We start from the raw sequence: 24,432 nt of genomic DNA, 5'->3' as shown, positions 1-24,432 counted from the left end.
GCGGCATGAGCGCCGAGATTTCCGCCGCGGCCGCGCCGCGTATCGCCATCATCGGCCTGGGTTACGTCGGGCTGCCGCTGGCGGTCGAGTTCGGCAAGACGCTCGATACACTGGGTTACGACATCGACGCCGCGCGCGTGGCGCAGCTGCAGGCCGGACACGATCACACCCTGGAACTGGATGACAGCGAGTTGGCCGCGGCGGTGCATGTGCGCTACAGCGCCGATGTGGCCGATCTGGCCGGGCGCAATGTGTTCATTGTCACCGTGCCCACGCCGATCGATGCCTGGGAGCAGCCGGATCTGCAGCCGCTGCGGGATGCCAGCGCGCTGATTGGCGCGGTGCTGAAGCCTGGCGACCTGGTGATCTACGAATCCACCGTCTATCCCGGCACCACCGAGGAAGTCTGCGTGCCGTTGCTGGAACAGGCCTCGGGATTGCGCTTCAACATCGATTTCCACTGTGGTTACAGCCCGGAGCGGATCAATCCGGGCGACCGCCAGCGGCGCCTGCCCGATATCCGCAAAATCACTTCCGGCTCCACGCCGGCCGCCGCCGACAGGGTGGATGCGCTGTATGCGCGGATCATCACTGCCGGTACCTGGCGGGCGCCGTCGCTGAAGGTGGCCGAAGCGGCCAAGGTGATCGAAAACATCCAGCGCGACGTCAACATCGCCCTGGTCAACGAACTGGCGCTGATCTTCGACCGGCTCGGCATCGATACCCTGGACGTGCTGGAAGCGGCCGGAACCAAGTGGAACTTCCTGCCGTTCCGTCCCGGGATGGTCGGGGGCCATTGCATTGGCGTGGACCCGTATTACCTGCTGCACAAGTCCGAAAGCGTCGGCTACCACCCCGACCTGATCCACACCGCACGCCAGGTGAACAACCGGGTGGTGGCGCATGTGGTGGCGCGGGTGGAATCGCTGCTGCATGAACGCGGCAAATCCACCGCGCGGGCGCGCATCCTGGTGCTGGGGGTGACGTTCAAAGAAGACTGCCCGGACCTGCGCAACAGCCGCGCGCTGGATCTTGTTCAGCTGCTGGCCGGCGCCGGTGCGCAGGTGGACGCGTTCGATCCGTGGGCCGATCCCGCGCTTGCCCGCCATCACGCCGGCATCGAACTGGTGGACGCGCCGCAGCCCGGCCGCTACGACGCGGTGGTGCTGGCGGTGGCGCACCGGCAGTTCCGCGGCTATGACGAGCCGCACATCCGCGCGCTGGGAACCCCGGACATGGTGGTCTATGACGTGAAATCCGCCTGGCCACGAGCGGTTGTCGACGACCGCCTGTAAACTGCGCGCTCGATTAGCTGAGGTTCGAGATGCATCGTTATCTGGTTTATGCGCTGGCACTGGTCCTGTTGCCGGTTTCGTTGGCATTGGCATCGCATTGGCCGGCCTGGTATTGGGGTGTGGGCCTGTTTGGAGCGATGGGGTTGCTGGGTACCTGGGATGTGTTGCAGCGTCGCAGCGTGCTGCGCCGCAACTACCCGGTGCTGGCGCACTTCCGTTACGGGTTCGAGTCGATCGGCCCGGAAATCCGTCAGTATTTCGTCCAGAGCGATCTGGACGATGTGCCGTTCTCGCGGCAGCAGCGCCAGCTGATCTACCGGCGCTCGCGCAACATCATGGACGTGGTGCCGTTCGGCACCCTGCGCAGCACGTATGCGGTGGATTACGAGTGGATCAACCATTCGATGGCGACCACCAACATCGCCGGGCATGATTTCCGCGTGCTGATTGGCGCCGAGTGTGCGAAGCCCTATTCATGCAGCGTGTTCAATATCTCGGCGATGAGCTTCGGCTCGATGTCGGCCAACGCGGTCCGCGCGTTGAACGAGGGCGCGCGCCGCGGCGGGTTCTACCAGGACACCGGCGAAGGCTCGATTTCGTCCTATCACCGCGAAAACGGCGGCGATCTGGTCTGGGAAATCGGTTCGGGCTATTTCGGTTGCCGCGACGAGCACGGCCGTTTCAGCGACGAGAAGTTCGCCGTCAACGCCGCGCTGGACCAGGTCAAGATGATCGAGATCAAGCTGTCGCAGGGCGCCAAGCCCGGTCACGGCGGGGTGTTGCCGGCGGCCAAGGTGAGCGCCGAGATTGCGGTCACCCGCGGGGTGCCGATGGGCGTGGACTGCGTGTCGCCGTCCAAGCACTCGGCGTTCTCCACCCCGGTGGAGCTGTTGCAGTTCGTCACCCGCCTGCGCGAACTCTCCGGCGGCAAGCCGGTCGGTTTCAAGCTGGCCATCGGCCATCCGTGGGAATGGTTCGGCATTGCCAAGGCGATGCAGGAAACCGGGTTGCTGCCGGACTACATCGTGGTCGATGGTGCCGAGGGGGGCACCGGCGCGTCACCGGCCGAATTCATGGACCATGTCGGGGTGCCGATGAACGAGGCGCTGATCCTCGTGCACAACACCCTGGTGGGCCTGAACCTGCGCGATCGTATCCGCATCGGTGCAGCCGGCAAGGTGACCAGTGCTTTCGACATCGCCCGCACCATTGCCCTCGGCGCGGACTGGTGCAATGCCGGGCGGGGCTTCATGTTCGCGCTGGGCTGCATCCAGTCGCTGAGCTGCCACAACGACAAGTGTCCGACCGGTATCGCCACCCAGGATCCAGGCCGCTGGAAACACCTGGACCCGACCGACAAGGCGGCCCGGGTGCACAACTATCACAAGAACACCATGCGCGCGCTGCGTGAACTGTTGTGTGCAGCCGGCCTGAACGATCCATCGGAGCTGGGGCCGGAGCACATCCTGCGCCGGGTATCGCCGGTGGAAATCCGTTCGATGGCTTCGCTGTACCGCTATCTGGCGCCGGGCGAGCTGTTGAACAAGGTGCCCGAACATCGCGTGTTCCACGATTACTGGGGCGATGCACGCACCGACTCGTTCGATCCGCCGCCGCGCATGGCGGCGCTGCGCACCACCAAGTCGCGGTGATGGCCGGCAGGACGGTGGCGTTCCGCAAGGACGCCACCGTGGTCCGTGGCCCGGCCGCGGCGTGTCTGGCGGGAAAGTGAGGGGGCTGTCGCGCCTGGGCGTGGGAGCACCGCGGCGTGGTGCGATGGGAGCGGCTGTGTTATCGGCGCACCGACGCCGGCATGGATTCAGCGCGACAGCCACTGGATCACGCCACGCCCGGCGCGCAGGCCGCTGGCATAGCAGGCGGTAAGCAGATAGCCGCCGGTCGGCGCTTCCCAGTCCAGCATTTCCCCGGCGCAGAAGGTGCCGGGCAGGTCCTTGAGCATCAGCTGCCCATCCATCGCTTCCAGGCGGACCCCGCCGGCGGTACTGATCGCTTCGGCCATCGGTCGCGGGCCTCGCAGGGTCAGCGGCAGGCGCTTGAGGGTGGCCGCCACGCGCTCGATCTCCAGGCCGGCGTCCTTGCCCAGCACTTCATACAGCAGCGCGGCCTTGACCCCGCTGATCCCGGCCTGGCGACGCAGGTGGTCGCCGAAACTGCGCCCGTTGCGGGGTTTGCCCAGGTCGGCCTGAAGCCGTTCGGGGGCACGCCCGGGCAGCAGGTCCAGCCACAGCTGGACGGTGCCGTCGCGGTTGAGGCTCTCGCGCAGGTCGGCCGCCAGCGCATAGACCAGGCTGCCTTCGATCCCGGTGGCGGTGACCACGCATTCGCCCTGCAGCGAACGCGGGTGTCCCTGCAGGTCGATCCAGTGCGCCACCACCGGTTTGAGCGGGGCGCCGGCATGGCGCTGCGCGAAGAACGGCGTCCAGTCGATATCGAAACCGCAATTGGCCGCCTGCAGCGGGGCGATGGCGATACCGCGCGCCGACAGCGGCGCCACCCAGGCGCCGTCCGAGCCCAGTTGCGGCCAGCTGCCGCCGCCCAGCGCCAGCACCGTGGCATCGGCGGTTACGGCACGCTCGCCGTCCGGGGTGGAAAACACCAGTGCACCGTCGTCGTTCCAGCCGTTCCAGCGGTGCTGCACATGGAAACGCACGCCGCTTTCCTTCAGCCGCCGCACCCAGCCGCGCAGCAGCGGCGCGGCTTTGCGGTCGACCGGAAATACCCGTCCAGAGCTGCCGACATAGGTTTCCACGCCGAAACCGCGCGCCCATTCGCGCAGCGCTTCGGCATCGAAATCGGCCAACCACTGGCCTACTTCCGCCGCCCGCTCGCGATAGCGCGCAACGAACCGCGCGGGCGGGTCGGAATGGGTCAGGTTGAGCCCGCCCTTGCCGGCAATCAGGAACTTGCGCCCCGGCGAGCCTTTGGCCTCGTAGAGATCGACTTCCAGCCCGGCCGCGCGTGCGGTTTCGGCGGCCATCAGTCCGGCAGGACCGCCGCCGACGATGGCGACGCGGTGCTTGATTGCAGTGGGTGACATGGGCCGCCTTGATGTCAGCGGGGCAGGATCTTGAGCAGTTCGACGTCGAACACCAGCGAGGCGTTGGGCGGGATCACCCCGCCGGCGCCGCGCGCGCCGTAACCGTACTCCGGAGTGATCAGCAACGTGCGTTTGCCGCCTTCCTTCATGCCGGCCAGACCCTCGTCCCAGCCGCGGATCACCTTGCCGGCGCCGACGGTGAACGTCAACGGCGTGCCACAATCCACCGAGCTGTCGAATTTCCCGCCATGCTTGTCCGCCGCGTTCTCGTCATAGAGCCAGCCGGTGTAATGCACGCTGACCTTGTCGCCCGGCTTCACTTCCGTGCCATTGCCGATGACGGTGTCGATCTTCTGGAATTCGGCGATGGTGCCTCCCGGCGGCGGTCCTGGCGGAGCGCAGGCGGCAAGCAGGGACAGCAGCAACGGGGCAAGCAGGCGACGCATGGGGGAACTCCGCAAAAACAGGGCGTGCAAGGGTAGCGCATCGTCGGGCGCTATCATGGCGGCATGTCAAAAATGCTTCTCAACCTGCGCAACGTGGCCGAAGACGAGGCCAGCGAGGTACGCGCGCTGCTCGATGCCAACGCCATCGACTATTACGAAACCCGGCCCAGCCCGTGGGGGATCTCCTTTGGCGGCATCTGGATCCGCGACAACGCCGAGCATGCGCGCGCCAAGGCGCTGATGGCCGGGTACCAGGCCCGTCGCGCCGAGCGGGTACGCGCCGAGCGGCAGGCGGCGCTGGCCGACGGCACCGCGGAAACCTTCGGCTCGCTGCTGCGCCGGCGGCCGCTGTTCGTGGTCGCGGTGCTGCTGGGGATGGTGGTGGTGGCCTCGCTGGTGCTGCTGCCGTTCTTCCTGCTGACGCGCTGAGCCCGGCAACTGGCCGGAAACCGTTAAAATATGCCGATGATCGTCAATACCGCCGCTTACCATTTCGTCTCCATCGCCGATGCCGAGGCCCTGTCCGCGCAGCTGCTGGAGCGCGCCCGGGCCGGAGCATTGCGCGGCACCATCCTGGTCTCCGCCGAAGGACTGAACCTGTTCCTGGCCGGCAGCGGCGAGGGTATCGACAGCTTCTACCGGCAGCTGCATGCCGATCCGCGGTTCAGCGCCATGCGGGTCAAGTACAGCCACAGCCGGATGCAGCCGTTTGCGCGGCTCAAGGCCAAGGTCAAGCAGGAGATCATCCGCTTTGGCCGGGAAGATGCGCAGCCGCTGGAGCATGCGCGTGCCCCTGCGGTCGATCCGCGCACGCTGCAGCGCTGGCTGCGGCAGGGGCATGACGATGCCGGCAAACCGGTGGTGATGCTCGATACCCGCAACGAGCAGGAGATCGCCCATGGCACGTTTGCCGGCGCGTTGACCCTGCCGATCGTCAAGTTCACCGATCTGCCTGAAGCGCTGGCGCCGCATCGCAGTGCGCTGGCCGACGCCACCGTGGTCAGCTTCTGCACCGGTGGCATCCGCTGCGAGAAGGCGGCGCTGTGGATGCGCAACGACGGCATGGCCAACGTGCTGCAGCTCGATGGCGGCATCCTCGGCTATTTCGAGGCAGTGGGCGGCGAGGGCTATGACGGGCGCTGTTTCGTGTTCGACGAGCGCGTGGCGCTGGATGCGCAGTTGCAGCCGCTGGTGGACCGCGACGAAGCCACCTGCGCCGCCTGAGCCGCGCCCCGGGCGTCAGCATCCACCTGCCGGAAAACACTGTTGTGCGCGCACGGCGGTGGCGCGGCTGGGAAAGGCGGGTTCCGGCCCCATCTCGGGGACTACCCCGAATGGAAACTGGCTGATGATTCCCCTGTCGATTCTCGATCTGGCCCCGGTCTGCGAAGGCAGCAACGCCGCGCAGGCGTTTGCCAACATGCTGGATCTGGCGCAGCACGCCGAACGTTGGGGGTACCAGCGCTACTGGCTGGCCGAGCACCACAACATGCCCGGCATCGCCAGCGCCGCCACCGCGGTGTTGATCGGCCATGTCGCTGGCGGTACGCGGACGATCCGGGTCGGGGCCGGCGGCATCATGTTGCCCAACCACGCGCCGCTGCAGGTGGCCGAGCAGTTCGGCACGCTGGCCGCGCTGTATCCGGGGCGCATCGATCTGGGGTTGGGACGGGCGCCGGGCACCGACCAGGCCACGGCGCGTGCGCTGCGGCGTTATTTCGACAGCGCCGACCAGTTTCCGCAGGACGTTGCCGAACTGCTGCGCTATTTCGAGCCGGCCACGCCGGGGCAGCCGGTACAGGCGGTTCCGGGCGCCGGCATCGACGTGCCGGTATGGTTGCTGGGTTCGAGCCTGTTCAGTGCGCGGCTGTCGGCGGCGATGGGCCTGCCGTTCGCGTTCGCGTCCCACTTCGCGCCCGATGCGATGGATGAGGCGCTGGCCCTGTACCGGCGTGACTTCCGCCCCTCGGCGCGGCTGGCGGCCCCCTACGCGATCCTGGCCGTGAACGTGGTCGCCAGCGATTCGGAAGCCGGGTCGCGGCGGCTGTTCACCACCCAGCAGCAGAGCTTCGTCAACCTGCGGCGCGGCCGTCCGGGCCTGATTCCCGCACCGGTCGACGACATCGAAGCGTTCTGGCAGCCACACGAGAAACAAGGTGTGGCTCAGGCGTTGGCCTGCGCGGTGATCGGCGATGCCGGTCAGGTCGGCGAAGGGCTGGCCACATTCGCTGCGCGCCACCAGCCGGACGAGCTGCTGCTGACGGCCAATATTTTCGACCATCAGGCGCGCTTGCGTTCCTTCGAGCTGGCGATCGGGGCGTGGCAGCAGCGCAACCGCGCCGGCTGATCCCGGCGGCGACGGGTGGCGGTCTCAGCCGCCGCTCAAACGCTGGAACAGCTCGGACGAATAGGTGATCAGGTGCCCCGAGCTGACGCCGAACGAGGCGATGGCCACCAGCGCCGCGCCCCAGTTGAACAGCATCAGCGCACCATCCCGCTCGATCAGCGCCAGCGCGAACAGCAGCAGCTGGAAGCCGAACAGGTAGTTGGTGAAGGGGATCGGCAGCGACAGCAGCACGGCCACCAGCACCAGCAGCAGCCCGGTGAAGGCGCGTGCCGGCAGCGGTTGCAGCACCATGCCCAGGCGCGGCCTGAGCATCCGGTCCAACCGCTGCAACGGGCGGTTGATCCGGCCGAGGAAGCGGTGCATGGTGCCGCGGCGTGGGCCGCGCCGGCCGATGAAGTCCGGTACCCACGGTTCGCGCAGGCCCAGCAGCATCTGCAGGCCGATCAGCAGCACCAGCGGGCCGCTCACCGCGCCGCCGATTCCCGGGAGGGGGATGAAAGCCGGCAGGATCGCGATGAACAGGAACACGCCAAACGCACTCTGCTGCAGGTCCTGCAGGATCCGTTGCAGCGGCAGATGCTCGTCCGCATCGCCGTGTTCGAACATCGCCAGCACGCTGCGGATGCCTTCGTTGCGGTAGCCCGGATGGGGTGTCGGCTCGGGGCGCGGGGGATCAGCCGGTGATTTCATCGGACGCGTCTTCGGGCAGCGGGCGCAGCAGCAGCTTGTCGACGCGGGCGCCATCCAGGTCGACGATCTCGATGCGCCAGCCGGCCCAGTCGAAGTATTCGCCGGTATGCGGGATGCGCCCGAAGTAGTGGATGCACATGCCGGCGAGCGTGTGGTAGTCGCCTTCCTCGGCGTCAGGCAGTTCGGCGCCGCCGAGCACATCGCGCAATTCATCGATCGGCAGCGACCCGTCAATCAGCAGCGAGCCGTCCTCGCGGATCACCACCAGCGCATCCTCATCGGCGTTTTCCGGCGCCTGCAGGCGGCCGACCACCGCGCCCATCAGGTCGCTGATGGTCACCAGCCCCTGGATTTCGCCATATTCATCCACCACCAGCGCCATCGACTGCTGTTCTTCGCGGAAGATCTCCAGCAGCTTCATCGCATGGGTGGATTCGGACACATACAGCGTCTCGCGCAGGTTCTGGAACAGCGACTCGTCCTCGCCATGCAGGCGGGTGACCAGGCTCTTCACTTCGAGGATGCCGGCGATGTCTTGGTCGTGGCCGCGATACACCGGGTAGCGCGAGAACGCGTGTTCGCGCATGGTCGCCAGGTTTTTTTCCACCGCCGCGGTGGTGTCCAGCCAGGCGATGCGGTTGCGCGGGGTCATCAGGCTGTCGGCGGTACGGTCACCCAGGCGCATGACCCGGTTCATCATGTCGCGCTCGTAGGAGTCGATCACGCCCTGTTCGTGGCTCTCGGCCACCAGCATGCGGATCTCCTCTTCCGTCACCGAAGCCGACTCGTCCTTGCCCAGCCCCATCGCCCGCATCACCAGCCGGGTCGAGCGCGACAGCAGCCAGACGGCCGGGGCGGCGATTCTGGCCAGTACCGACATCGGCATGGCCACCAGTCCTGCAATGTGCTCGGAGCGGGTCAGCGCCAGCCGTTTGGGCACCAGTTCGCCGAAAATCAGCGTCAGGAAGGTGATCAGCGCCACCGCCAGGGTTTTCCCCACGGCGTCGGCATAACTGAAGGTGGGGGCGATCCCGCGCAGCCATTCGGCAATGGCCAGGCCGATCGCTTCGCCGCCGAACAGGCCGGTCAGCACCCCGATCAGGGTGATGCCGATCTGCACCGTGGACAGGAAGTTCTCAGGTTTCTCCGACAGCGCCAGCGCCCTGGCCGCACGCTTGCTGGAGCCGGCCATGTGCTTCAGGCGACTTTTGCGCGACGTCATGACCGACATCTCGGACATGGCGAAAAACCCGTTCAGCAAGACCAGGGCAAGAACAATCAAAAACTCAAGCACGGGCAGCCTCCCCGGTTGATGGCAGGGGAGACGGGGTCAGGCAGGTGGGGAAACCTGCATCACCACGGTCGTGGAGTGCGCGCGGTTGCGGCGGGGGGGGAGGGTCGTCGTCCATAAGTTGCGCCCGGGGCGCCGGCGGATATTAACAAAAGCCGGGGATGCCCGCTGCAACCGGGCATTCACACGGCTCCGCGGGCCCTCGCCAGCCAGAGCTATTACCCGAGCGGGCCGGTAACGGTCATAATTCCCCGTGGTGCCGTCCTTCCCGCGACGGCGAATAGGTTCCTCATGTTTTCGTTGCAGACCATTTTCGGCTCCGGCAAGCAGTTCTACACCTTCCTTGACGAGGCCGCCCAAGCGGCTTCCGACAGCGCCAAGGCGCTGTACGAGATGATGCGCGAAGCTGACCGGCAGCCGGCACTGGATGCGTTCAAGCTGGCGCGTCTGCGCGAGCGCGCCGCATCGGACAAGATCAGCCAGGCGCTGGTGGACAGCTTCATGACCCCGATCGAGCGCGAGGACATCGAAGCGCTGGGTTCGGCGCTGTACAAGATTCCCAAGCAGATCGAGAAATTCGCCGATCGCTACTCGCTGGCGGTGCAGCACCTGGAGCACATCGATTTCGCGCCGCGCGCGGCGATGCTCGAGCAGGCGGCCGGGGTGGTGGTGGAAATGGTCAACGACCTGCGGCATATGAACCTGGACCGGATGACCGCGCTGAACGAGAAGCTGCGTGCGCTGGAAAACGAAGCCGACCGCCTGATGCTGGAGCTGTACCGCGACATCTACTCCGGTCGTCTGGACAACCTGCAGATGTTCCTGCTCAAGGAATTCTTCGAGATTCTGGAAAAAGCCATCGACCGTTGCCGTGAGGCCGGTGTGGTGGCGTACCAGATCGTGCTCAAGAACAGCTGACGGGGTCTGCTGATGCTCACCCTTGTCCTGGTGGTGATCTTTGCCGCGCTCGTTTTCGAGTTCATCAACGGCTTCCACGACACCGCCAACTCCATTGCCACGGTCGTGGCGACCAAGGTGCTTTCGCCCGGCTGGGCGGTGATGCTGGCCGCGGTCATGAACCTCATCGGCGCCCTGACCGGTACCGCGGTGGCGCTGACCATCGCCTCGGGCCTGCTGAACACCAGCGTGGTCGAGGTGACCCCGCAGGTGATCCTGTGCGCGCTGCTCGGCGGCATCATCTGGAACCTGATCACCTGGTGGAAAGGCCTGCCGTCGTCGTCCTCGCACGCTCTGATCGGTGGTCTGTGCGGTGCCGGCCTGGCCGCTGCGCACAACAACTGGGATGCGCTGGTGTGGTCGCAGAATGTCGGCGACTGGGCCCAGAACAAGGGCCTGCTGTGGAAGGTGTTCATCCCGATGATCACCTCGCCGATCGCCGGTTTTGCGCTGGGCGTGATCGTGATGATGCTGTTGTGGGCCATCATCGCGGCCATGTCGCGCGCCGGGGGCGTACTGCGGCGGCTGGCGCGTCCGCGCTGGGTCAACGCCTTCTTCGGCAAGGCGCAGATCGCCTCGGCGGCCTACATGGGGTTTGCCCATGGCCACAACGACGCGCAGAAGACCATGGGCATCATCGCCATGACCCTGATCGGCGCCGAGGCAACCGGGGCGTTGGACGACCTGCCGTCATGGCTGGCATTCATGCATCCGGCGGCCAGTGAAGGGCAGGGGATCGCAATGTGGATCGTGCTGACCTGTGCGGTGGTGATGGCGGCCGGTACCGCTTCGGGCGGCTGGCGGATCATCAAGACCCTGGGTCACAAGATGGTCAAGCTGCATCCGATCCATGGCTTCGCCGCGGAAACCAGTTCGGCCACGATCCTGACCCTGGCAGCGCACTTCGGCATGCCGGTCTCGACCACCCACAGCATCTCCACCGCGATCATGGGCGTGGGCTTTGCCAAGAACCCGAAGTCGCTGCGGCTGGGCGTGATCGAGCGCATCGTCTGGGCCTGGATCCTGACGATTCCCGCCGCCGGCGGCTGCGCCTACTTGACCCTGCGCCTGTTCGAGATGGCGGGCTGGACCTGACCGGAGCGCCCGCTCTGGCGGGTGGTCGGCGCAAACAAAAAGCCCACCTCTCAGGAGGTGGGCTTTTTCGTGGGGGCTGCTGCAGCGGGAAGTTGCGCGGCTTGCGGTTGCTTGATAACTGCCCGGTCGCGAACCGTGTCCAGCTGCACCGGATCAAACCGGCATCAGGTCGCAATGGGGCGAGGTCGCCGTTGGCTGCGGCCGCGCCACGCAGGTCCAGCTCGTGGCGACATTGGTGGGCCGCCACGGCGGGAATTGCGCCGGCTTCAGACCTCCAGTGAAGCCAGGTCGCCCTTGGTCTCCAGCCATCCCTTGCGGTCACTGGCGCGCTTTTTGGCCAGCAGCATGTCCATCAGCGCGTGGGTCTGTTCGCCGTCATCGATCGTCAACTGCACCAGCCGCCGGGTGTCGGGGTGGATGGTGGACTCGCGCAGCTGCGGCGGGTTCATCTCACCCAGGCCCTTGAAGCGGGTCACGCTGATCGCGCCCTTGAGCTTCTCGCGCTCGATCTTTTCCAGCATCGAGCGTTTTTCCTCTTCGTCCAGCGCATAGAACACCTGCTTGCCCACGTCGATGCGGAACAGCGGCGGCATCGCCACAAATACGTGGCCGGCGTTCACCAGGGCCGGGAAGTGCTTCAGGAACAGCGCCGCCAGCAGGGTGGCGATATGCAGCCCGTCGGAGTCGGCGTCGGCCAGGATCACCACTTTGCCGTAACGCAGGCCGCTGATGTCGTCCTTGCCCGGGTCGCAGCCGATGGCGATGGCCAGGTTATGGACTTCCTCGGACGCCAGCACGCTGCCGGACGCCACTTCCCAGGTATTCAGGATCTTGCCGCGCAGCGGCATGATCGCCTGGAAATCCTTGTCGCGGGCCTGCTTGGCGCTGCCGCCGGCCGAGTCGCCTTCCACCAGGAACAGTTCGGTGCGTGACAGGTCCTGGCTGATGCAGTCGGCCAGTTTGCCGGGCAGGGCCGGGCCCTGGGTCACTTTCTTGCGGGTGATCTGCTTTTCGGTTTTCAGCCGCGCACTGGCGCGGTCGATGGCGATCTGCGCGATCTTTTCGCCCAGTTCCACGTTCTGGTTGAGCAGCAGGCTGAAAGCGTCGTGGGCGGCGCCTTCGATGAAGCTGGCGGCCTGGCGCGAGGACAGCCGCTCCTTGGTCTGGCCGCTGAACTGCGGGTCGGTCATTTTCAGCGACAGCACGAACGTCACCCGGTCCCATACATCTTCCGGCGCCAGCTTCACGCCCCTCGGCAGCAGGTTGCGGAAGTCGCAGAACTCGCGCAGCGCCTCGGTCAGGCCGGTGCGCAGGCCGTTGACGTGGGTGCCGTGCTGGGCGGTGGGGATCAGGTTGACGTAGCTTTCCTGGATCAACTCACCTTCCGGCAGCCAGGCTGCGGCCCAGTCGACAATCTCCGATTCCTTGCGCAGGCTGCCGACGAAAAGCTCGGCCGGGAGCATCTCGCACGCGCCCAGTTCCGATTTCAGGTAGTCGCGCAGGCCGTCTTCGAAATACCAGGTGTCGCGCTCGCCGGTGGCTTCGTCGTGGAGCTTGACCGTCAGCCCCGGGCACAGCACCGCCTTGGCGCGCAGCAGGTGGCGCAGCGCGCGCACGTTGATCTTGGGGGAATCGAAGTAGCTGGGGTCCGGCCAGAACCGCAGGCGGGTGCCGGTGTTCTTCTTGCCGACGCTGCCGACCACTTCCAGCGGAGTGGCGCGTTCGCCGTTGCGGAAGGTGATGCGGTGTTCGCTGCCGTCGCGGCGGATGTGGATTTCCACCAGCGTCGACAGGGCGTTGACCACCGACACGCCCACGCCGTGCAGGCCGCCGGAGAACGTGTAGTTGCGGTTGTTGAATTTGCCGCCGGCATGCAGCCGGGTCAGGATCAGCTCGACACCCGGAATTTTCTCTTCCGGGTGGATGTCCACCGGCATGCCGCGGCCGTCATCACTGACTTCGCAGCTGCCATCCTTGAACAGGGTGACCTCGACGGTGCGGGCGTGCCCGGCAAGGGCTTCGTCCACCGAGTTGTCGATCACCTCCTGCGCCAGATGGTTCGGGCGGGTGGTGTCGGTGTACATGCCAGGGCGGCGCTTGACCGGGTCCAGGCCGGAAAGGACTTCAATATCGGCGGCGTTGTAACGGGCGTTCATGGATCTCGGGCAGTCGCAATGCGACGTAGGAGTGTGCGGGGTGCCGGCAAATTTTGCACGCAGGGCATTCAGTTCGCGGCCGGTGCCGGGGCGGTATCCTTGCCGCCACTGGAAATCACCTGCCAGCAACCCCATCTCAGCTGGCGAAAGCTCCGGAGGATAATGATGAAAGCTCGCGTATTACTGGCTCTTGCGGCTGTTGTGGCCGCCGTTGTTGCGGTGCCCGTCGCGTTGGCGCAGAGCGCTGGGCAGTCCACCGCCACCACTGCACAGGGTACCCAGGCCGACAAGGGCCAGAGCGAAGCCGAGCAGAAGGCCAAGCGCCGGGCGGCGGCCGCGGCCAAACAGAAGGCCGATGCCGACAAACCCGCTCCCCGCGAAGAGGAGGAGGAAGAGCTCAAGCGTCGCCGCTGAGCCTTTTCCGCATCGTTTGATGACGCCCCGGCGCTGTCCGGGGCGTCTTTTTTTGTGATTGCCGCATCTGCTGCTTGGGCATTGCCGTCACAACCTTTAAACTAGGGCTTTCCGGGAGGCGCTTCAGCCATGACCCCCCTTATTTTTGTTACCGGTGGTGTGGTGTCCTCGCTTGGCAAGGGCATTGCCGCCGCGTCGCTGGCCTCCATCCTCGAGGCGCGTGGCCTGAAGGTCACGATGATGAAGCTGGATCCGTACATCAACGTCGATCCGGGCACGATGAGTCCGTTCCAGCACGGTGAGGTCTATGTCACCGACGATGGGGCGGAGACCGACCTGGATCTGGGCCACTACGAACGTTTCGTGCGGACCCGTCTGGGTCGCAAGAATTCGATCACCACCGGCCGCATCTACGAGAACGTCATCCGCAAGGAACGGCGCGGCGACTATCTCGGCGCGACCGTGCAGGTGATTCCGCATATCACCGACGAGATCCGCCGCTGCATGGACGAGGCCACCGCCGGCTTCGACGTGGCGCTGGTGGAAATCGGTGGCACCGTGGGCGATATCGAGTCGCTGCCGTTCCTGGAGGCGATCCGCCAGGTGCGCACCGAACGCGGGCCGGAGAAGGCGCTGTTCATGCACCTCACCCTGGTGCCGTATATCGCGGCGGCCGGTGAATTGAAGACCAAGCCGACCCAGCACTCGGTCAAGGAGCTGCGTTCGATCGGCATCCAGCCGGACGTGCTGCTGTGCCGTTCCGAGCAGGTGATTCCGGATTCGGAGCGCCGCAAGATTTCGCTGTTCACCAACGTCTCCGAGCGTGCGGTGATCAGCGTGCCCGACGTGAGCGTGTTGTACAGCGTGCCGATGGGCCTGCATGCACAGGGGCTGGATGAGATCGTCGTCAACCAGCTGAAGCTGGGCGACAAGGCCGGCCCGGCCGATCTGTCCGAATGGGAGGCGGTGGTCGATGCCGCCTTGCATCCGCTGGACGACGTCACCATCGCCGTGGTCGGAAAATATGTCGATCACCAGGATGCGTACAAATCGGTGGGCGAGGCGCTCAAACATGGCGGCCTGCGTCAGCGCACCCGGGTCAACCTGAAATGGCTGGAAGCGCAGGAGCTGGAAGCCAGCGGTATGGACGCGCTCGATGGCGTCGATGGCATCCTGGTGCCGGGCGGTTTCGGTGATCGTGGCTTTGAGGGCAAGGTGCTGACTTCGCAGTACGCCCGCCAGCACCATGTTCCCTATTTCGGCATCTGCTACGGCATGCAGGCGGCGGTGGTGGATTTCGCCCGTCACGTGGCCGGACTGGAAGGGGCCAACAGCACCGAGAACGACCGCCAGTCGCCGCATCCGGTGATCGGCCTGATCACCGAGTGGCGCACCGCCAGTGGGGATGTCGAGCGTCGCGATGAAAAATCGGATCTGGGCGGCACCATGCGCCTGGGACTGCAGGAACAGCGCCTCAAGCCCGGCACCCTGGCCCACGAGCTGTACGGCAAGGATGTCGTCGCCGAGCGTCACCGCCATCGTTACGAGTTCAACAACCGCTATCGCACCCAGCTGGAAGACGCGGGGCTGGTGATCGCCGGCAAGTCGATGGACGACACCCTGGTGGAGATGGTCGAATTGCCGCGTGACCAGCATCCGTGGTTCCTGGCCTGCCAGGCGCATCCGGAGTTCCTCTCCACCCCGCGCGAAGGCCATCCGCTGTTCATCGGCTTCATCCGCGCCGCGCGCGAGAAGAAAGCCGGCGGCAAGCTGCTGCAGGAAGTGCGGGCGTGATTCGCGGCCGTTGTGGGGGCCGGGAAATCCGCGCCCCCATGACGGCAGCCGGAGTGCGCGGGCCACGCTTGCCGTGTGGTCGCGAGATTTCATGTTTTTCCCTACCCGCGCGCCCGGATACCAGTGGCGCGATCGCGGCCGACGCCGCCCCCAACGAGGCATTGCAATGAAACTTTGCGGATTTGAAGTCGGGCTGGACCAGCCGCTGTTCCTGATCGCCGGTCCGTGCGTGATCGAATCGATGCAGTTGCAGCTGGATGTGGCCGGCAAGCTGAAGGAAATAACCGGCAAGCTCGGCATGAATTTCATCTTCAAGTCCAGTTTCGACAAGGCCAACCGCACCTCCGGCACGGCGTTCCGCGGTCCGGGCCTGGAAGAGGGGTTGAAGGTGCTGGCCGAAGTGAAGCGCCAGATCGGCGTGCCGGTGCTGACCGACGTGCACGAGTACACGCCGATGGACGAGGTGGCCTCGGTGGTCGATGTGCTGCAGACCCCGGCCTTTCTGGTGCGCCAGACCGACTTCATCACCAGGGTGTGTGCGGCCGGCAAGCCGGTCAATATCAAGAAGGGCCAGTTCCTGTCGCCGTGGGACATGAAGCCGGTGGTCGAAAAGGCCAGGGCGACCGGCAACAACGCCATCATGGTCTGCGAGCGCGGCGCCAGCTTCGGTTACAACAATCTGGTCAGCGACATGCGCTCGCTGTCGGTGATGCGTGACACCGGCTGCCCGGTGGTGTTCGACGCCACCCATTCGGTGCAGCTGCCGGGCGGGCAGGGCAACAGCTCCGGTGGCCAGCGCGAGTTCGTGCCGGTGCTGGCGCGGGCCGCGGTAGCCGTGGGCGTGGCCGGCCTGTTCGCCGAAACCCATCCGGACCCGTCCAAGGCCTTGTCCGACGGCCCCAACGCGTGGCCGCTGCACAAGATGGAAGCGCTGCTGGAAACCCTGCTGGCGCTGGATTCGATCACCAAGAAGAACGGGTTTCTCGAGAATTCGCTGCTCTGATGGAGCCGGGCGCCAGGTTGCCGTTCAACTGGCCGGGGCCGAACGCTGCCTGCTTCTTGCTTCCGCGCCGCCCGACGGGAGCAGGCCCGTACCTGCGCGCGGTTCGTTTAAACTTGACGGCAGTGCTCACCCGCGCGACCCGCTGGGCAAGCCCGAAGCCCTACCCAACCCCAAGGCACCTATTACCTCACCATGACCAATATCGCCAAGATCCATGCCCGTGAAATCCTCGACAGCCGTGGCAATCCCACGCTGGAGGCTGAAGTCACCCTGGAGGACGGATCGTTCGGCCGCGCCGCCGTGCCCTCGGGTGCCTCGACGGGCACCAAGGAAGCGGTGGAACTGCGTGATGGTGACAAGACCCGCTACTTTGGCAAAGGGGTGCGCAGTGCCGTTGCCAACGTCAATACCACGCTCGCCAAAGCGCTCAAGGGCTTCGACAGCACCGACCAGGAAGGCCTCGACCGCCGGCTGATCGATCTGGACGGCACCGAGAACAAGGGCCGTCTGGGCGCCAACGCGCTGCTCGGGGTGTCGATGGCCAATGCCCATGCCGTGGCCGCCTCGAAGAAGCAGGCGCTGTGGCAGCACCTGGCGAACGGCCGCGACGTGAGCCTGCCGGTGCCGATGATGAACATCATCAATGGCGGCGCGCATGCCGACAACAACGTCGATTTCCAGGAATTCATGGTGCTGCCGGTCGGCTTCGATTCGTTTGCCGAATCCCTGCGCGCCGGGACCGAGATTTTCCATTCGCTCAAGTCGGTGCTCAAGGGCCATGGTCTGAGCACGGCGGTGGGCGACGAAGGCGGCTTTGCGCCGGACTTCCGCAGCAACGTCGAGGCCCTGGACACGATTCTCGAGGCGGTCGGCAAGGCCGGTTACACCGCAGGTGAGGACGTGCTGCTGGGTCTGGACGTGGCCTCCAGCGAATTCTATGAGAACGGCAAATACAACCTGGTCGGCGAGAACAAGCGCCTGACCTCGGAACAGTTTGTCGATTTCCTTGCCGACTGGGCCACGCAGTACCCGATCATCACTATCGAAGATGGCCTGGCCGAGAACGACTGGGCCGGATGGAAGTTGCTCACTGACCGCATCGGCAAGAAAGTGCAGCTGGTCGGCGACGATCTGTTCGTGACCAACCCGAAGATCTTCAAGGAAGGTATCGAGTCCGGCACTGCCAATGCGATCCTGATCAAGGTCAACCAGATCGGTACCCTGACCGAGACGCTGGAGGCGATCGCGATGGCGCATCACGCCAATTACGCGGCGATCATCTCGCACCGTTCCGGCGAGACCGAAGACACCACCATCGCCGACATCGCCGTGGCCACCACCGCCACCCAGATCAAGACCGGCTCGCTGTGCCGTAGTGATCGCGTGGCCAAGTACAACCAGCTGCTGCGCATCGAGGAATTCCTGGGTGCCGGTGCGCGTTACGTCGGCCGTGACGCGTTCGTGTCGCTGAAGCGCTGATTGCGATGCGTAACTGGCGCTGGCTGCTGCTGGTGCTTGCGGTACTGCTGGCGTGGCTGCAGTACCGCTTCTGGTTCGGCCCGGGAAATTCCGGCGAAGTGATGATGCTGGAAACCCAGGTCGAACATCAGAAGCGTGACAACGCGGGCCTTCAACAACGTAATGACGCGCTCGCCGCCGAGGTCAAGGATCTCAAGGACGGCGAAGCGGCGATCGAGGAGCGTGCGCGCAGCGAACTGGGCATGATCAAGCCCGGCGAGAAGTTCTACCGCGTGGTCGAAAATGCGCCGGTGGCAACCCGATCGCCAGCGGCCCCCGCTTCGGCCCCGCCGATGGATGTGCCCTGATGGCGCAGGTCTGGGTGGTGGTGCCCGCGGCCGGTCGGGGTACCCGTTTTGGTGGCCCGCTGCCCAAGCAGTATCTGCCCGCAGGAGGCCAGCCGGTGCTGGTGCATACGCTGGAGGCGCTGCTGCAGCATCCCGGCGTTGCCGGGGCGATGGTGGCCATTTCCGAAAACGATGCCGACTGGCCGGGCTGGAGCGAGATCGCCGGCAAGCCGGTGCTGACCTGTACCGGCGGCGCCAGCCGCGCAGCATCGGTGCTGGCCGGATTGCTGGCCTTGCCGGACAGTGTGCGTGCCGATGAGTTCGTGCTGGTCCATGACGCGGCCCGCCCCAATCTGGCGCAGGCGGATCTGGGCCGGCTGCTGGAGGTGGGGCGGCAGGATCCGGTGGGGGCGATTCTGGCCGCACCGGTGCGCGATACGCTCAAGCGTGCCGGCGATGACGGTGGCATTGACCGCACCGAGCCGCGTCAGCGCCTGTGGCGTGCGTTGACGCCGCAGCTGTTCCGCCGTCACCAGCTGATCCGGGCGCTGCAGGATGCCGCCGCCGCCGGCGTCGAGGTGACCGATGATGCGATGGCCATGGAGCGGCTCGGTGCCCGCCCGTTGCTGGTCGAAGGCGCCGAGAGCAATTTCAAGATCACCACCCCGGCGGATCTTCTGCGCTTCGAATTCGAACTTTCCCGCCGCGCCGTCTGACCGTTTCCTGGTCGCTGTGCGTGGCCGTATCGCCCCTTCCAGAAGTCCATTGCCGCCATGAATCCATCTGTTTCCATTCCCGCCATCCGCATCGGCCAGGGCTACGACGTGCACGCCTTCGGTGAGGGCGACCACCTCATGCTCGGCGGCGTGCGCGTGCCGCATCGCTGCGGCGTGCTGGCCCACAGCGATGGCGATGTGATCATCCATGCACTGTGTGATGCGATGCTCGGTGCGCTGGCGTTGGGCGATATCGGCCTCCACTTTCCGCCCTCGGACGAGCGCTGGAAGGGAGCCGACAGCAGCCAGTTCCTGACGCATTGCAATGAGCTGCTGCGTGAGCGCGGCTGGCAGGTCGGCAATGCCGATATCACCGTGATCTGTGAGCGCCCCAAGGTCGGGCCGCATGCGCTGGCCATGCGCGAAACACTGGCGAACCTGCTGGGTATCGAACTGGACCGGGTCAGCGTCAAGGCCACCACCAGCGAGAAGCTGGGGTTCATCGGCCGCGAGGAAGCCATCGCCGCACAGGCGGTGACGCTGCTGGTGGCGCTGTGAGTGCGCTGCCGCTGGCGTTCGGGGCGCCGGTGCTGAATGCGGCGATCCGCACCCTGCCGGAAGATTTCCAGGTCGACGAACTGGCGGCCTTCGAGGCCACGGGCGAGGGCGAACACCTGCTGCTGGATATCCGCAAACGCGGCGCCAATACCGTGGCGGTGGCCAAGCGCCTGGCGCAATGGGCCGGCTTGCCGGAGATGGCGGTCAGTTATGCCGGCCAGAAGGACCGGCATGCGGTGACCACCCAGCGCTTCAGCGTACACCTGCCCAAACGGGTGGCACCGGAACTGGCCACGCTTGAATCGGGCGAGATCCAGGTCGTGGCGTCAACCTGGCACAACCGCAAGCTGCAGCGCGGGGCGCTGGCCGGCAATCGCTTCAAGCTGGTATTGCGGCAGGTGCAGGGTGACCCGACGGCGATTGCGCGGCGTCTGGATACGATTGCCGCACGCGGTCTGCCCAACTGGTTCGGGGAACAGCGCTTTGGCCGCGATGGCGGCAACGTGCCGGCGGCGCTGGCGATGTTTGCCGGGCGCCGGGTGCGCAAGGACCAGCGCTCGATGTTGCTGTCCGCGGCCCGCTCGGCGCTGTTCAACCGGGTGCTGGCGGCGCGGGTGGGGCAGGGCAGCTGGGATCAGCCGCTGGAGGGCGAGGTATGGATGCTCGATGGCAGTCGCAGCGTATTCGGCCCGGAGCCGTTCACCGAGCTGTTGGCCGACCGCTTGGCACGCTTCGATATCCATCCCAGTGGCCCGTTGTGGGGTGAGGGCGGGTTGCGCAGCAGCGGTCACGCGCTGGAAGTTGAACAGCAGGCGGTGGCTGACGAGCAGGCGCTGGCGCTGCGCGCCGGGCTGGAACAGGCCGGACTGAAACAGGAGCGGCGTGCACTGCGCTTGCGACCGGCATCGCTGCAGTACCAGTGGCTGCAGCCGGAAATGCTGGAAATCACCTTCGCGTTGCCCCCGGGTTGCTATGCCACCGCGGTATTGCATGAGCTCGGCGAAGTGCGTGATGCCAGCCATGGTGGCGCGCCCGAAGCCTGAGTGACCGGTAAGGGCGCCGGGCTCTCCGGTCTTTGTAGGGCCGGGTGACGTGCGGCTCTTTTCCGTTTCAATGCCGGGACCGCCGCAAGGAAGGCCCCGGGCGGTTTGCGCGCTCGACGACGGCACGCGGGCGTGTGCGGATGATTGGCGGGCGCTTGTGCCGCGCCGGTACGTCGTCGAGCGATACCCGGCTCCGCAGGGCCCGCTTCCGCAGGCCGAGGCGCTGCCACCCTAGCGGTGGGCCAGCAACACCAGCAGCGCACCGGTGCCGCCCTGGGCGGGTGGGGCGGAATGGAAGGCGAGCACATCGCTGCGCTGGCGCAACATGCGGTCGACCAGGTTTTTCAGCACCGGCGCACCCCTGTCCGACTGCAGGCCTTTGCCGTGGATGATGCGCACACAGCCGTGTTCGTGCGCCTGTGCCTCCCGCAGGAAATGGCGCAGCAGCGTTTCCGCCTGCGCGGCGGTGGCGCCATGCAGGTCAAGCTCATCCTGTACCGAGTACTGCCCGCGCTTGAGCCGCTGGAACATGCGCGCCGGCAGGTTTTCGCGGCGGTAGCTGGCGGTGTCGCCGGCTTCCAGCGGCGTGGAGGCACCAAGCAACTGCGCGAACTCGCCGCGTGCCTGCTGGTCGTCCTGTTCGGCCATGCGCGCCCGTGGCCTGGGACGTGGCCGTACCACCGCGGGCACGTCGATCCGGCGCAGCGGCGTCACCTCGCCGATCGCCGAACGGAACAGCGCGCCATCATCTTCATCTTCTGGGTGTGACATCGCTACAGCGTAACGTGACCGTGGTTTCAGGCAAGGACCGTTTGCAGGGGGGAAGGGATCGGACGCATCCGGTATCATGGTCTGGTTTTCGAGGAACACCATGCGCGTACTTGTTAGCAATGACGATGGCGTCGACGCTCCCGGCATCAGGATGCTTGCCGAGGAACTGCGGGGCGCCGGACATGAAGTCACCGTGGTGGCACCGGATCGCGACCGCTCCGGGGCCAGCAACTCGCTGACGCTGGACCAGCCCATCCGCTTGCGGCGTATCGATCACTACACCTGCGCGGTGGCGGGCACGCCGACCGATTGCGTGCACCTGGCGCTGACCGGCATGCTTGAATTCGAGCCGGACATGGTGGTCTCGGGCATCAACAACGCCGCCAACCTGGGCGATGACGTGATCTATTCCGGCACCGTGTCTGCGGCGATGGAAGGGCGCGGGCTGGGCTTGCCGGCGGTGGCGGTGTCTCTGGTCACCCGCAACCACGACGCCAAAAATTTCCAGACCGCGGCGCGCGCGGCGGTGGAGATCGTGGCACGCCTCATCGCCGACCCGCTGCCTGCCGACACCATCCTCAACGTCAATGTGCCGGACCTGCCGTGGGCGCAGATCCGTGGTTTTGAAGTCACCCGTCTGGGCAATCGCCATCGCGCCGAAGCCTGCATCCCGCAGAGCGATCCGCGCGGCAATACCGTGTACTGGATCGGTCCGGCCGGCGGTGAGCAGGATGCCGGTCCGGGAACCGATTTCCATGCGGTGCGCACCGGGCATATTTCGATCACGCCGATCCAGGTCGACCTGACCCGCTACCAGGCGCTTGAAAAAGTCGCCGGTTGGGTAGCCGGGCTCACCGCCTCATTGGACAGCACGGCATGACCCCACGACTGCGGTTGCAGCCGGAGGCCGTCGGTATCGGCATGACCTCGCAGCGGGTGCGCGACCGCCTGGTCGATCGCCTGCGCGAAGCCGGCATCGCCGACGAACCCACGCTCAACGCGATCCGCGTGGTGCCGCGCCATCTTTTCATTGATGAGGCGCTGGCCTCGCGCGCCTATGAGGACACCGCGCTGCCGATCGGGCACGGGCAGACCATCTCGCAGCCGTGGGTGGTGGCGCGCATGACCGAGGCGGTGTTGCAGGTGGCGCCGAAGAAGGTGCTCGAGGTCGGAACCGGTTCCGGTTACCAGGCCGCCGTGCTGGCCGCGCTCGGGCTGGAGGTCTATACCGTCGAGCGCATTGGCGAGCTGCTGCGCCAGGCGCGCAAGCGCTTCCGCCAACTGGGGATGAACATCCGCAGCAAGCACGACGACGGCCGCGTCGGCTGGAGCGAGCATGCCCCGTATGACGCCATTGTCGTCACCGCCGCCGCCCCGGCGCTGGTGGAGGCCCTGCTCGAGCAGCTGGCGGTCGGGGGGCGACTGGTGGCCCCGGTGGGAAGTTCGGGCGGGCAGGCGCTGATGCAGTTGACCCGTCGCGAAGATGGCACTTTTGAACAGCAGGATCTGGCTTCCGTCAGTTTCGTGCCGTTGTTGTCAGGCATGTTGGACTGAATGCGGAGCATCACCGGATGAAGATTTTTGGACCGTTGTACGAGCGTGCGATCGGCTGGGCCAACCACCGGCGGGCGCCGACCTATCTGACCCTGCTCAGTTTTATCGAGGCGATCATTTTTCCGGTGATGCCGGAGGTGATGCTGGCGCCGATGTGTGTGGCGCAGCCGCGGCGCGGCTGGTGGTTTGCAAGCTTGAGCCTGGCCGGCTCCATGGCCGGTGCGATGGTGGGCTACGCGCTGGGTCACTTCGCCTATGAGGCGCTCAAGCCGATGTTCGCGGTGCTGGGCATGTTGGGCGGTATCGAATCCGGGATCGCGCTGGTACAGGCGAAAATGGCGGAATCGCCGTGGGCCGTGTTCACCTTCCTGGTGCTGGGCGGTTTCATGCCGATTCCGATGAAGGTCTTCACCTGGGCGTCGGGTATTGTCGGTGTGCCGTTGCCGCAGTACGCATTGAGCATGCTGGTCGGGCGCGGCAAGCGGGTGTTTTTGCTGGCCGCGATGATCCGGATCGGCGGTCCGCGTGCCGAATCGGCACTGCGGCGCTGGATTGAACCATTGGGCTGGGTAGCTACCGCGCTGGTCGCAGCGGGCGTGGCCTGGCTGGTCTGGAGGGCGAAATTCGCATGAGCGCAGCAGTTATGAGCAACACAATCCGGATGGTGGCGATGGCGTTGCTGGTGACCACGTTGGGTGCCTGTGGCACCGCGACCGTGGTCAGGCCGGCAGGTGCGGGCTCCAGCACGGCGGCTGCGCCCCGTACTTCGGTGGCCAAACCCGGCCAGACCGCGGTGGTTAAGCGTGGCGATACGCTGTACGCGCTGGCACGGATCCACAACATCACCCCGCGTGATCTGGCCGCCTGGAATGGTCTGTCCGAGCCGTACACCATCTATCCGGGACAGCCGTTGCGGCTGTATCCGGGCGGGACGGCCGCCAGTTCACGGCCGTCCACGGCAACCGCGGCGGGAACCCCGGCGACGCGGCCGCCGGCCGCCGCCACGCCGGTGGCCGCTCCGGTCAACAGTGGTATCGGCTGGCGCTGGCCGGCTGATGGCGTCGTGGTCGGGCGCTACGTGGCGGGCGAGGCCACCAAGCAGGGGGTGGATATCGCCGGTGCCAGTGGCCAGAGTGTCCGCGCGGCCGGTCCCGGCGTGGTGGTGTATTCCGGCGCCGGGCTGGTGGGGTACGGCGAACTGATCATCATCAAGCACAACGAGCAATGGCTGTCGGCGTATGGCCACAACCGCAAGCGGCTGGTGAACGAGGGGCAGAACGTCAAGGCCGGCGAGCAGATTGCCGAAATGGGGCGTACCGGTGCGGCACGCGACATGCTGCACTTCGAGATCCGCTACAACGGCAAGCCGGTGGACCCGCTGCTGTATCTGCCGGCAAGGTAACCGGCGTATTTTTCCCGGTCGCTCGGATCCCCCGGTC

25 protein-coding genes are annotated in these 24,432 nt (G+C 66.1%); 19 read left to right on the top strand and 6 right to left on the bottom strand.

Annotation, left to right across the window (positions count from 1 at the left end; translation table 11 throughout):
- Positions 1-5: 5 nt before the first annotated feature.
- Together QZH66_RS01065 and QZH66_RS01060 are read left to right on the top strand one after the other, a co-directional pair.
- On the top strand, positions 6-1,295 hold the full coding sequence (locus QZH66_RS01065; protein ID WP_305804087.1) for a nucleotide sugar dehydrogenase: 1,290 nt from the start codon (positions 6-8) through the stop codon (positions 1,293-1,295).
- 29 nt (positions 1,296-1,324) lie between these two features.
- The gene (locus QZH66_RS01060) at positions 1,325-2,947 is read left to right on the top strand and encodes an FMN-binding glutamate synthase family protein (protein WP_305804086.1); all 1,623 of its coding nucleotides are present in this window, start codon (positions 1,325-1,327) and stop codon (positions 2,945-2,947) included.
- Between the two features lie 167 nt (positions 2,948-3,114).
- On the opposite strand, the gene QZH66_RS01055 is transcribed toward QZH66_RS01060, so the two are convergent.
- Both QZH66_RS01055 and QZH66_RS01050 read right to left on the bottom strand, forming a co-directional pair.
- Positions 3,115-4,353 (bottom strand): TIGR03862 family flavoprotein, encoded by a 1,239-nt coding sequence (locus QZH66_RS01055; protein WP_305804085.1) that lies wholly within the window; start codon positions 4,351-4,353, stop codon positions 3,115-3,117.
- Positions 4,354-4,367: 14 nt separating this feature from the next.
- Positions 4,368-4,799 carry an FKBP-type peptidyl-prolyl cis-trans isomerase gene (locus QZH66_RS01050; RefSeq protein WP_305804084.1) on the bottom strand — a complete coding sequence of 144 codons (432 nt, stop codon included), beginning with the start codon at positions 4,797-4,799 and terminating at the stop codon, positions 4,368-4,370.
- Between the two features lie 63 nt (positions 4,800-4,862).
- Here QZH66_RS01050 and QZH66_RS01045 point away from each other — a divergent pair, with 63 nt between their 5' ends.
- The 3 genes from QZH66_RS01045 to QZH66_RS01035 all read left to right on the top strand — a co-directional run bounded on the left by QZH66_RS01045 (position 4,863) and on the right by QZH66_RS01035 (position 7,146).
- The gene (locus QZH66_RS01045) at positions 4,863-5,228 is read left to right on the top strand and encodes a DUF6164 family protein (protein WP_305804083.1); all 366 of its coding nucleotides are present in this window, start codon (positions 4,863-4,865) and stop codon (positions 5,226-5,228) included.
- A 36-nt stretch (positions 5,229-5,264) separates the two neighbouring features.
- Positions 5,265-6,023, top strand: coding sequence for a sulfurtransferase (locus QZH66_RS01040; RefSeq protein ID WP_305804082.1), 759 nt, complete (start codon positions 5,265-5,267; stop codon positions 6,021-6,023).
- A gap of 124 nt (positions 6,024-6,147) precedes the next feature.
- Positions 6,148-7,146 (top strand): LLM class flavin-dependent oxidoreductase, encoded by a 999-nt coding sequence (locus QZH66_RS01035; RefSeq protein WP_305804081.1) that lies wholly within the window; start codon positions 6,148-6,150, stop codon positions 7,144-7,146.
- 24 nt (positions 7,147-7,170) lie between these two features.
- On the opposite strand, the gene QZH66_RS01030 is transcribed toward QZH66_RS01035, so the two are convergent.
- Positions 7,171-7,836, bottom strand: a complete 666-nt coding sequence (locus QZH66_RS01030; protein ID WP_305804080.1) for an exopolysaccharide biosynthesis protein — start codon at positions 7,834-7,836, stop codon at positions 7,171-7,173.
- Entirely contained in the window at positions 7,820-9,130 is a 1,311-nt protein-coding gene (locus QZH66_RS01025; RefSeq protein ID WP_305804079.1) for a hemolysin family protein, read from the bottom strand. The genes QZH66_RS01030 and QZH66_RS01025 overlap by 17 nt, the downstream gene beginning before the upstream one ends.
- A gap of 288 nt (positions 9,131-9,418) precedes the next feature.
- Here QZH66_RS01025 and QZH66_RS01020 point away from each other — a divergent pair, with 288 nt between their 5' ends.
- Positions 9,419-10,045, top strand: coding sequence for a DUF47 family protein (locus tag QZH66_RS01020; RefSeq protein WP_305804078.1), 627 nt, complete (start codon positions 9,419-9,421; stop codon positions 10,043-10,045).
- 12 nt (positions 10,046-10,057) lie between these two features.
- Complete coding sequence (locus tag QZH66_RS01015) at positions 10,058-11,179, top strand: inorganic phosphate transporter (RefSeq protein ID WP_305804077.1); 1,122 nt, start codon at positions 10,058-10,060, stop codon at positions 11,177-11,179.
- 266 nt (positions 11,180-11,445) lie between these two features.
- On the opposite strand, the gene parE is transcribed toward QZH66_RS01015, so the two are convergent.
- Positions 11,446-13,335: a DNA topoisomerase IV subunit B gene (gene parE, locus QZH66_RS01010; protein ID WP_305804076.1), complete on the bottom strand. Its 1,890-nt coding sequence runs from the start codon at positions 13,333-13,335 to the stop codon at positions 11,446-11,448.
- A 165-nt stretch (positions 13,336-13,500) separates the two neighbouring features.
- On the opposite strand from parE, the gene QZH66_RS01005 reads away from it, so the two are divergent.
- The 8 genes from QZH66_RS01005 (at position 13,501) to truD (ending at position 20,668) form a co-directional block, all read left to right on the top strand.
- Positions 13,501-13,749, top strand: a complete 249-nt coding sequence (locus tag QZH66_RS01005) for a hypothetical protein (protein WP_305804075.1) — start codon at positions 13,501-13,503, stop codon at positions 13,747-13,749.
- Positions 13,750-13,878: 129 nt separating this feature from the next.
- Complete coding sequence (locus QZH66_RS01000) at positions 13,879-15,543, top strand: CTP synthase (RefSeq protein ID WP_305804074.1); 1,665 nt, start codon at positions 13,879-13,881, stop codon at positions 15,541-15,543.
- A 166-nt stretch (positions 15,544-15,709) separates the two neighbouring features.
- Entirely contained in the window at positions 15,710-16,546 is an 837-nt protein-coding gene (gene kdsA / locus QZH66_RS00995; protein ID WP_305804073.1) for a 3-deoxy-8-phosphooctulonate synthase, read from the top strand.
- Between the two features lie 192 nt (positions 16,547-16,738).
- On the top strand, positions 16,739-18,025 hold the full coding sequence (gene eno / locus QZH66_RS00990) for a phosphopyruvate hydratase (protein WP_305804072.1): 1,287 nt from the start codon (positions 16,739-16,741) through the stop codon (positions 18,023-18,025).
- A 5-nt stretch (positions 18,026-18,030) separates the two neighbouring features.
- Positions 18,031-18,372, top strand: a complete 342-nt coding sequence (gene ftsB, locus QZH66_RS00985; protein ID WP_305804071.1) for a cell division protein FtsB — start codon at positions 18,031-18,033, stop codon at positions 18,370-18,372.
- Positions 18,369-19,067 (top strand): 2-C-methyl-D-erythritol 4-phosphate cytidylyltransferase, encoded by a 699-nt coding sequence (gene ispD / locus QZH66_RS00980; protein WP_305804108.1) that lies wholly within the window; start codon positions 18,369-18,371, stop codon positions 19,065-19,067. Before ftsB ends, ispD begins: the two co-directional genes overlap by 4 nt.
- Before the next feature lie 57 nt (positions 19,068-19,124).
- Positions 19,125-19,625 carry a 2-C-methyl-D-erythritol 2,4-cyclodiphosphate synthase gene (ispF, locus tag QZH66_RS00975; protein ID WP_305804070.1) on the top strand — a complete coding sequence of 167 codons (501 nt, stop codon included), beginning with the start codon at positions 19,125-19,127 and terminating at the stop codon, positions 19,623-19,625.
- Positions 19,622-20,668 carry a tRNA pseudouridine(13) synthase TruD gene (gene truD, locus QZH66_RS00970; protein WP_305804069.1) on the top strand — a complete coding sequence of 349 codons (1,047 nt, stop codon included), beginning with the start codon at positions 19,622-19,624 and terminating at the stop codon, positions 20,666-20,668. Before ispF ends, truD begins: the two co-directional genes overlap by 4 nt.
- A 231-nt stretch (positions 20,669-20,899) precedes the next feature.
- Here the strand turns inward: truD and QZH66_RS00965 are convergent, their stop codons facing one another.
- Positions 20,900-21,439 (bottom strand): Smr/MutS family protein, encoded by a 540-nt coding sequence (locus tag QZH66_RS00965; RefSeq protein WP_305804068.1) that lies wholly within the window; start codon positions 21,437-21,439, stop codon positions 20,900-20,902.
- Positions 21,440-21,539: 100 nt separating this feature from the next.
- On the opposite strand from QZH66_RS00965, the gene surE reads away from it, so the two are divergent.
- Genes surE through QZH66_RS00945 form a run of 4 tightly spaced genes read left to right on the top strand, consistent with a single transcriptional unit; the run spans position 21,540 to position 24,395 of the window.
- Entirely contained in the window at positions 21,540-22,319 is a 780-nt protein-coding gene (gene surE, locus QZH66_RS00960; protein WP_305804067.1) for a 5'/3'-nucleotidase SurE, read from the top strand.
- Positions 22,316-22,993 (top strand): protein-L-isoaspartate(D-aspartate) O-methyltransferase, encoded by a 678-nt coding sequence (locus QZH66_RS00955; RefSeq protein WP_305804066.1) that lies wholly within the window; start codon positions 22,316-22,318, stop codon positions 22,991-22,993. The genes surE and QZH66_RS00955 overlap by 4 nt, the downstream gene beginning before the upstream one ends.
- A gap of 17 nt (positions 22,994-23,010) precedes the next feature.
- The gene (locus tag QZH66_RS00950) at positions 23,011-23,625 is read left to right on the top strand and encodes a DedA family protein (protein ID WP_305804065.1); all 615 of its coding nucleotides are present in this window, start codon (positions 23,011-23,013) and stop codon (positions 23,623-23,625) included.
- Positions 23,622-24,395: a peptidoglycan DD-metalloendopeptidase family protein gene (locus QZH66_RS00945; RefSeq protein WP_305804064.1), complete on the top strand. Its 774-nt coding sequence runs from the start codon at positions 23,622-23,624 to the stop codon at positions 24,393-24,395. The genes QZH66_RS00950 and QZH66_RS00945 overlap by 4 nt, the downstream gene beginning before the upstream one ends.
- Positions 24,396-24,432 lie beyond the last annotated feature (37 nt).

Source organism: Stenotrophomonas sp. YIM B06876 (genome assembly GCF_030711595.1).
GTDB lineage: Bacteria > Pseudomonadota > Gammaproteobacteria > Xanthomonadales > Xanthomonadaceae > Stenotrophomonas.
Note: the sequence above shows the minus strand (reverse complement) of the source record. Positions and strands in the feature narration are given on the sequence as shown.

Coding starts and splice junctions, on each gene's coding strand:
- QZH66_RS01065 (WP_305804087.1), top strand. CDS start 6: ATGAGCGCCGAGATTTCCGCCGCGGCCGCGCCGCGTATCGCCATCATC.
- QZH66_RS01060 (WP_305804086.1), top strand. CDS start 1,325: ATGCATCGTTATCTGGTTTATGCGCTGGCACTGGTCCTGTTGCCGGTT.
- QZH66_RS01055 (WP_305804085.1), bottom strand. CDS start 4,353: ATGTCACCCACTGCAATCAAGCACCGCGTCGCCATCGTCGGCGGCGGT.
- QZH66_RS01050 (WP_305804084.1), bottom strand. CDS start 4,799: ATGCGTCGCCTGCTTGCCCCGTTGCTGCTGTCCCTGCTTGCCGCCTGC.
- QZH66_RS01045 (WP_305804083.1), top strand. CDS start 4,863: ATGTCAAAAATGCTTCTCAACCTGCGCAACGTGGCCGAAGACGAGGCC.
- QZH66_RS01040 (WP_305804082.1), top strand. CDS start 5,265: ATGATCGTCAATACCGCCGCTTACCATTTCGTCTCCATCGCCGATGCC.
- QZH66_RS01035 (WP_305804081.1), top strand. CDS start 6,148: ATGATTCCCCTGTCGATTCTCGATCTGGCCCCGGTCTGCGAAGGCAGC.
- QZH66_RS01030 (WP_305804080.1), bottom strand. CDS start 7,836: ATGAAATCACCGGCTGATCCCCCGCGCCCCGAGCCGACACCCCATCCG.
- QZH66_RS01020 (WP_305804078.1), top strand. CDS start 9,419: ATGTTTTCGTTGCAGACCATTTTCGGCTCCGGCAAGCAGTTCTACACC.
- QZH66_RS01015 (WP_305804077.1), top strand. CDS start 10,058: ATGCTCACCCTTGTCCTGGTGGTGATCTTTGCCGCGCTCGTTTTCGAG.
- parE (WP_305804076.1), bottom strand. CDS start 13,335: ATGAACGCCCGTTACAACGCCGCCGATATTGAAGTCCTTTCCGGCCTG.
- QZH66_RS01005 (WP_305804075.1), top strand. CDS start 13,501: ATGAAAGCTCGCGTATTACTGGCTCTTGCGGCTGTTGTGGCCGCCGTT.
- QZH66_RS01000 (WP_305804074.1), top strand. CDS start 13,879: ATGACCCCCCTTATTTTTGTTACCGGTGGTGTGGTGTCCTCGCTTGGC.
- kdsA (WP_305804073.1), top strand. CDS start 15,710: ATGAAACTTTGCGGATTTGAAGTCGGGCTGGACCAGCCGCTGTTCCTG.
- eno (WP_305804072.1), top strand. CDS start 16,739: ATGACCAATATCGCCAAGATCCATGCCCGTGAAATCCTCGACAGCCGT.
- ftsB (WP_305804071.1), top strand. CDS start 18,031: ATGCGTAACTGGCGCTGGCTGCTGCTGGTGCTTGCGGTACTGCTGGCG.
- ispF (WP_305804070.1), top strand. CDS start 19,125: ATGAATCCATCTGTTTCCATTCCCGCCATCCGCATCGGCCAGGGCTAC.
- QZH66_RS00965 (WP_305804068.1), bottom strand. CDS start 21,439: ATGTCACACCCAGAAGATGAAGATGATGGCGCGCTGTTCCGTTCGGCG.
- surE (WP_305804067.1), top strand. CDS start 21,540: ATGCGCGTACTTGTTAGCAATGACGATGGCGTCGACGCTCCCGGCATC.
- QZH66_RS00955 (WP_305804066.1), top strand. CDS start 22,316: ATGACCCCACGACTGCGGTTGCAGCCGGAGGCCGTCGGTATCGGCATG.
- QZH66_RS00950 (WP_305804065.1), top strand. CDS start 23,011: ATGAAGATTTTTGGACCGTTGTACGAGCGTGCGATCGGCTGGGCCAAC.
- QZH66_RS00945 (WP_305804064.1), top strand. CDS start 23,622: ATGAGCGCAGCAGTTATGAGCAACACAATCCGGATGGTGGCGATGGCG.